This is a genomic window from Actinomadura kijaniata NBRC 14229 (assembly GCF_001552175.1).
GTDB lineage: Bacteria > Actinomycetota > Actinomycetes > Streptosporangiales > Streptosporangiaceae > Spirillospora > Spirillospora kijaniata.
This window is the reverse complement of sequence record NZ_BCQR01000277.1, coordinates 1-7,894: the sequence shown is the minus strand read 5'-3', so window position 1 is coordinate 7,894 and position 7,894 is coordinate 1. Positions and strand designations below refer to the sequence as shown.

The following is a 7,894-nucleotide window of genomic DNA, read 5'->3' as shown; positions in this document are numbered from 1 at the left end:
ACGCGACCGGCGGGACCGAGGAGCGGCCCGGCCCGGTGGCGTGGACGCTGTCGGCCAGGACCGGGACGGCGTTGCGGGACCAGGCCGGACGCCTGCTGGAGCACCTGGAGGCCGACCCCGGCCTGGACCCGGCGGCGGTCGCCCGCACGCTGGGCTCCCGCGCCGTCTTCGCGCACCGCGCGGGCGTCGTCGGCGACGACCCGGACGACCTGCGTTCCGGGCTGGCGGCGCTCCGGGACGGCGTTCCGGCCGCGAACCTCGGCCAGGGCGTCGAGATGCCCGGAAAGACCGTGTTCGTGTTCCCCGGGCACGGCACCCAGTGGCCGGGGATGGGCCTGGACCTGCTGGAGACCTCCCCGGTGTTCGCCGAACACCTACGAGCCTGCGACGCGGCACTGCGACCCCACACCGGCTGGTCACTCATCGACGTCCTGCACAACACGCCCGACGCCCCCCAACTCGACCGCGTCGACATCGTCCAACCCGCCATCTTCGCCCTCACCGTCTCCCTGGCCCGCCTCTGGCAACACCACGGCGTCCACCCCGACGCCGTCATCGGCCACTCCCAAGGCGAAATCGCCGCCGCCCACATCGCCGGAGCCCTCTCCCTCCAAGACGCCGCCAAGATCATCGCGTTGCGCGGGCAGGTCTGCCGGACCATCGCGGGCACCGGCGGGATGATCGCCGTCCCGCTGCCCGTCGAGCGGGTCGAGGCCGACCTGGAACCTTACGGCGGCGCCCTGTCGGTCGCGGGCGTCAACTCGCCGCGCGGCACGGTCGTCTCGGGCGACCTCGACGCCGTCGACCGGCTGCTCGCCGAATACCGGCGGCGGAACGTGGACGCCAAACCCGTCCCCATCGGTTACGCCTCGCACTCGCCCCACATCGAACCGCTCCGCGACCGCATGCTGGAGGCGCTCGCCGACATCGAGCCGCAGGAGCCCGCCATCCCCGTGCACACGACGGCGGGCGCCCCCGAGGACGGCGTCCGGTTCGACGCGGCGTACTGGTACGCCAACCTCCGGAACCCGGTGCGGTTCCACCGGGCCGTCGCCGCGCTGCTGGAGACCGGGCACCTCCGGTTCGTCGAGGCGAGCCCGCACCCGGTGCTGACCGCCTCGATCCAGCACACGGCCGAGGCCACGGGCGCGGAGGCCGTGGCGGTCGGGACGCTGCGCCGCGGCCGGGGCGACCGGTCCCAGCTGCTCGCCGCGCTGGTCCGCGCCCACACGCACGGCGTCGACGTCGACTGGACGACCGTCCACCCCGGGGACCGGCGGGTGCCGCTGCCCGCCTACGCCTTCCAGCACCGGCCCTACTGGCTCCACCCCGCCGACCGCGCGCGCGGCGGTGCGGACACCGGACACGCGCTGGTCAGCGCGGCGACCGAGCTTCCCGAGGGCAACGGTCACATCCTCACCGGCCGGATCTCCACCGCCACCCACCCGTGGCTGGCCGACCACGCCGTCCTCGGCACCGTGCTGCTGCCCGGGTCCGCGTTCCTCGACCTGGCCCTGCGCGCGGCGATCGAGGTCGGCGGCGACCGGGTCGACGGGCTCACCCTGGAGAACCCGCTGACGCTGCGCGGAGACGCCCCCGTCGAACTGCACGTCGGTGTCGGCGCGCCCGACGGGCCGGACGGCGGCCACCGCACCGTGACGATCCACTCGCGCCCGGCGGACCGGCCGGGCGAGCCGTGGACCCGGCACGCCACCGGCACGATCGCCGCGTCCGCCGGCGACCGCCCGGGCGGCGTCGGCGAGGCGTGGCCGCCGCTTGGCGCGACCCCCGTCGACCTCACCGGCGCCTACGACCGGCTCGACGCCGACGGGTACGAGTACGGACCGGTCTTCCAGGGGCTCCGGGCCGCGTGGCGACACGGCGACGAGATCTTCGCCGAGGTCGCGCTGCCGGAGCACGAGCACGCGGCGGCCCGCCGCTTCTGCCTGCACCCCGCGCTGCTGGACGCCGCGCTGCACGGCATCGTGCTCGGGCTGCTCGGCGAACGGGAGCGGGCCACGCTGCCGTTCGCCTGGACCGGGGTGGCGCTCCACGCGGTGGGCGCGAGCGGCCTGCGGGTCCGCCTGCGCCCGGTCGGAGCCGACGAGGTCGCCCTGGACGTCGCCGACACGACCGGCGCTCCCGTCGCCACCGTCGAGTCGCTGACCCTGCGGACGGTCGCCCCCGAACGGCTCCTCGGCGGGGACCGGCGCGGGCCGACGCCGTACCACCTGGACTGGACGGCCCTGGCCCCGGCCGCCGCGGAGCCGCCGCACGTTCCGCCGCCGGACGCCGACCCCCGGGAGCTCACCGGCCCGCTCCCGGACCCGGTCCTCGTCGACTGCTCCGCACCGGACGGCGGCAACGGCCCCGAGGCCGCGCACGCGCTCGCCGAACGGGCCCTGGAGCTGACGCGGTGGTGGCTGGCCGACGAGCGGTCGGCCGCGTCCCGCCTGGTGTTCCTGACCCGGGGCGCGGTCTCCACCGGCCCCGACGACGGGACCGCCGACCCGGCCGGCGCGGCGGTGTGGGGCCTGGTCCGCTCGGCGCAACTGGAGCACCCCGGCCGGTTCGTCCTGCTGGACGTCGACGGCGACGACGCCTCGGCCCGGGCGCTGGGCGCGGCGGTCGCGTCCGGCGAGCCGCAGCTCGCGATCCGGAACGGCCGGTGTCACGCGCCTCGGCTCGCCCGGACCGCCGACGCTCCCGGCGACGCCCCGTTCGACCCCGACGGCACCGTGCTCATCACCGGTGGCACCGGCACGATCGGCGCGCTCCTCGCCCGCCACGCCGTCGCCCGGCACGGCGCGCGGCACCTGTTGCTGCTCAGCCGGCGCGGCCCCGACGCGCCGGGCGCGGAGGAGCTGCGGGCCGAGCTGACCTCGCTGGGCGCCGAGGTCACCGTCGCCGCATGCGACACCGCCCGCCGGGACGACCTCGCCCGCGTCCTCGGTGCGCTGCCGGAGGAACGTCCGCTCACCGCGGTCGTCCACGCCGCCGGGGTGCTGGACGACGCGATGCTGACCGACCTCACCCCGGAGCGGCTGCACGCGGTGCTGCGGCCGAAGGTGGACGCGGCCTGGCACCTGCACGAGCTCACCCGCGACCTGCCGCTGACCGCGTTCGTGCTGTTCTCCTCCGCCGTCGGCACGGTCGGGGCGGCGGGCCAGGCCAACTACGCCGCCGCCAACGCCTGGCTCGACGCGCTCGCCCACCACCGCCGGTCCCTGGGTCTGCCGGGCGTGTCGCTCGGCTGGGGCCTCTGGGCCGCCACCAGCGACATGACCGGCTCCCTCAGCCGGGACCAGCGCGAACGCCTGCATCGCCAGGGGCTGCGGCCCCTGTCCACCGAGCACGCGCTCGCCCTGTTCGACGCCGCCCTGGCCGCCGGGACGGCCCACCTCGTCACCGCCGACCTGGACCCGAACGCCCTCCAGGACCGCGCCGCCGACGGCACGCTGCCTCCGGTGCTGAGCGGCCTCGTCCGGCAGCGGCCCCGCCGGGCCGGTGCGGGCGGGCCGAGCGGCGCCGAACTCACCGCCCGCCTGGCCGGTCTCGCGGGCGCCGAGCAGGAGGAACTGCTCGGCGACCTCGTCCTCGGCCATGTGGCCGCCGTGCTCGGCCACTCCACGACGGCCGACGACGCCCGCGACCGGAGCTTCAAGGAACTCGGCTTCGACTCGCTCACCGCCGTCGAGCTCCGCAACCGGCTGAGCACCGCGACCGGCCTCCGGCTGCCCGCCACCCTGGCCTTCGACCACCCGACCGCCAACGCGCTGGCGCGGTTCCTCAGGGAACAGGTGACCAGCACCGGCGAACGACCCTCCGCGCCGACCGCGTCCACCATCCCGGCCGACGAGCCGATTGCGATCGTGGGAATGGCGTGCCGTTACCCCGGTGGGGCGACCTCACCGGAGGCCCTGTGGCGGCTGGTCTCCCAGGGCGTCGACGCCATCGGGGAGTTCCCCACCGACCGGGGCTGGGACCTGGAGTCCCTCTACGATCCCGACCCCGACCATCCCGGTACCAGCTACACCCGTCACGGCGGCTTCCTTTACAACGCCGCCGACTTCGACCCCGAGTTCTTCGGCATCAGCCCCCGCGAAGCCCTGGCCACCGACCCCCAACAACGCCTCCTCCTGGAAACCAGCTGGGAGACGTTCGAAAACGCCGGAATCAACCCCCACACGCTGCGCGGCAGCCACACCGGCGTCTTCACCGGCGTCATGTACGACGACTACGGCAACCGGCTCATGCAGCAGGCGCCGGAAGGCTACGAAGGGCAGCTGGGGACCGGCAGCGCGGGCAGCGTCGCGTCCGGGCGGATCGCCTACACGTTCGGGCTCGAAGGCCCTGCCATCTCGGTGGACACCGCCTGCTCGTCCTCGCTGGTCGCCCTGCACCTGGCGATCCAGGCGCTCCGCAACGGCGAATGCGACCTGGCACTGGCCGGCGGCGTCACCGTGATGGCCACACCGGGGACCTTCGTGGAATTCAGCCGCCAGCGCGGCCTGGCCCCCGACGGGCGGCCGAAGCCGTTCGCCGCCGCCGCCGACGGCACCTCGTGGGGGGAGGGCGTCGGACTGCTGCTGGTCGAACGACTCTCCGACGCCCAGCGCAACGGCCACCGCGTGCTCGCCGTCGTCCGGGGCTCGGCCGTCAACCAGGACGGCGCGTCCAACGGGCTCACGGCCCCCAACGGGCCCTCGCAGCAGCGGGTGATCCGGCAGGCGCTGGCCAACGCCGGTCTGGCCCCCGCCGAGGTGGACGCGGTCGAGGCGCACGGCACCGGCACCAGGCTCGGCGACCCCATCGAGGCGAACGCGCTGCTGACCACCTACGGGCAGGACCGCGACCGGCCGTTGTGGCTCGGCTCCATCAAATCCAACATCGGCCACACCCAAGCCGCCGCAGGCGTCGCCGGGATCATCAAAATGGTGCAGGCCATGCGACACGGGGTCCTGCCCCGGACGCTGCACGTGGACGAGCCGACCCCACACGTGGACTGGGACGCCGGACGCGTCGAACTGCTCACCGACAACCACGACTGGCCCGAACTCGACCGGCCCCGCCGCGCGGCGGTGTCATCGTTCGGCATCAGCGGCACCAACGCCCACGTCATCCTGGAACAAGCCCCCAAGCCAAAGCCGGAGCCCGCAGAGCCGGAAGAGCACACCGGCCCGATGGCATGGCTGCTGTCGGCCCGGAACGAGACGGCGTTGCGGGACCAGGCCAAGCGTCTGCTGGAACACCTAAAGGCCGACCCCGACCTGGATCCGGCGGCGGTTGCCGCCACCCTCGCCACACGCACGGCATTCCCGCACCGCGCCGCCGTCATCGGCTCCACTCTCGACGAGGCTGTCGCCGGTCTTCGCGCGCTGAGTGCGGACACACCGGCCGCGAACCTGGTCCAGGGAAGGGAAACGCCGGGCAAGACGGTGTTCGTGTTCCCCGGCCAAGGCTCCCAATGGGCCGGGATGGGCCTGGAACTGATGGAGTCCTCTCCGGTGTTCGCCGAACACCTGCGAGCCTGCGAACAGGCCCTGCGCCCTCACACCGGCTGGGCACTGACCGACGTGCTGGGCGACGAAGCTGCCCTGGAACGCGTCGATGTCGTCCAGCCCGCACTGTTTTCGATCATGGTGTCGCTGGCCCGACTCTGGCAACACCACGGCGTCCACCCCGACGCCGTCATCGGCCACTCCCAAGGCGAAATCGCCGCCGCCCACATCGCAGGCGCACTGACACTGGCGGACGCCGCCAAGATCGTCGCACTGCGCTCCCAAGCCATCCACACCCTGGCAGGCAATGGCGCGATGGCCGCCATCCCCCTACCCGCCCATCAGATCCCCACCAGCAACGGCATCTCCATCGCCGCCATCAACTCCCCCACCACCACCATCGTCTCCGGCGACACCGACGCCGTGGCCTCCCTGGTCGCCGCCCACCCCGGGGCCAAGACCATCCCGGTGGACTACGCCTCCCACTCACCCCACGTCCAACCCCTCCAAGAACAAATCCTCACCGCCCTGGCCGACATCACCCCCACCACCCCCGACATCCCCATCCACAGCACCGTCGGTGACATCACGACCAACACCCCCTTCGATGCCCGGTACTGGTACGACAACCTGCGCAACACCGTCCAGTTCCACCCCACCCTCACCACCCTGCTGAACACCGGACACACCCGTTTCATCGAAATCAGCGCCCACCCCGTCCTGACCAGCCCCATCCAGGACAACCCCGACGCCATCGCCATCGGCACCCTGCGCCGCAACCACGGCACCCCCACCCAACTCCTCCACGCCCTGGCCACCGCCCACACCCACGGCATCACCACCAACCCACTCCACCCCACCAGCCCACACACCCCACTGCCCACCTACCCCTTCCAACACCAGCGCTACTGGCTCACCCCCACCACCACACCCCAGCCCGGCCACACCACCACCGGCCACCCGCTGGTGAGCGGTGTCGTCGAGTTGCCGGGCAGTCAGGGGCTCGTGCTCACCGGGCGGATCTCCACGGCCACCCATCCGTGGCTGGCCGACCACGCCGTGCTCGGTACCGTCCTTCTTCCCGGCGCCGCCCTGGTCGACGTCACGCTGCACGCGGGTGCGCGGGTCGGTTGCGCGCGGATCGACGACCTGGTCCTGGATCATCCGCTGGTGCTGCCCGAGCAGGGGGCGGCCGACCTGCGGGTCCAGGTCAACGGTCCCGACGAGGACGGCCGCCGCGCGTTCACGGTCCATTCGCTGCCGGGCGGCGCGCAGGACGCCGACTGGGTGTGCAACGCGACGGGCCTGCTCGCTCCCGCGACGACGCCGACGGCGTCCGGGGGTGGGGCGTGGCCGCCGCCGACCGCCGCTCCGCTGCCGGTGAAGGACCTTTACGAACGGCTCGCCGACGGCGGCTACGACTACGGCCCCGTCTTCCAGGGGCTCCAGGCCGCCTGGCGGGACGGGGACGTCCTCTACGCCGAGGTCCGGCTCCCCGACGACACCGACCCCACCGGCTTCGCCGTCCACCCCGCCCTGCTCGACGCGGCGCTGCACGTCCGGCTGGCCGCCGACCCGGGCGGGGTCGCGGACGGTCTCCGGTTGCCGTTCTCCTGGTCCGAGGTCACCGTGACCGGGGGCGACGTCCGTGCGCTGCGCGTGCGGATGTCGCTGGCGGACCAGTCGACGATCGGGCTGGTCGGCATGGACGCCGAGGGGCGTCCGGCCGTCACGGTCGGGTCCCTCGCGCTGCGGCCGGTCGACCCGGCGCGGCTGGCGGCACCGCAGGCGTCTCCGCTGAACGTCGGTTGGACGCGGCCGGACCCGGCCGCGCCGCGACCGGTCGAGGCGGTCCTGCTCGGCGCGGACGTCTTCGCCACCGGGCTTCCCGTCCGCGCCGGGCTCGCGGACGTCCTGGCCGGTCCCGCGCCCGTGCCGGAGGCGGTGGTGGCCGTTCTGGCGGCGGACGGCGGCGCCGATCCCGTCGCGCGGGCCCACTCCCTGGTGGAACGGGCGCTGGCCCTGGTGCGGGAGTGGCTGGCCGAGGAGCGGGCGGCCGACTCCCGGCTGGTCGTCCTCACCCGGGGTGCGGTGGCCGCCGTCCCGGACGACGAGATCACCGATCTGCCCGCCGCGGCCGTCTGGGGCCTGGTGCGGTCCGCCCAGGCCGAGCATCCCGGCCGGTTCGTCCTGGCCGACCTGGACGGGAGCGAGGCCTCGGCGCGGTCCCTCGCGGAGGCGCTCGCGCTGGACGAGCCGCAGGTCGCGCTCCGTGACGGTGAGCCGCTGGTCGCCCGGCTGGCGCGGACGGCCCCCGCTCCCCTGGCCGACGGCCCGTTCGATCCCGACGGCACCGTGCTCGTCACCGGTGGCACCGGGGCCCTGGGCGCGCA

The 7,894-nt window shown here is 74.5% G+C and carries 1 protein-coding gene; it reads left to right on the top strand.

Annotation, left to right across the window (positions count from 1 at the left end; genetic code table 11):
* Positions 1-7,894, top strand: a 7,894-nt coding sequence (locus AKI01S_RS47200) for a type I polyketide synthase (protein ID WP_067833275.1), incomplete at both ends; no start/stop codon positions are given.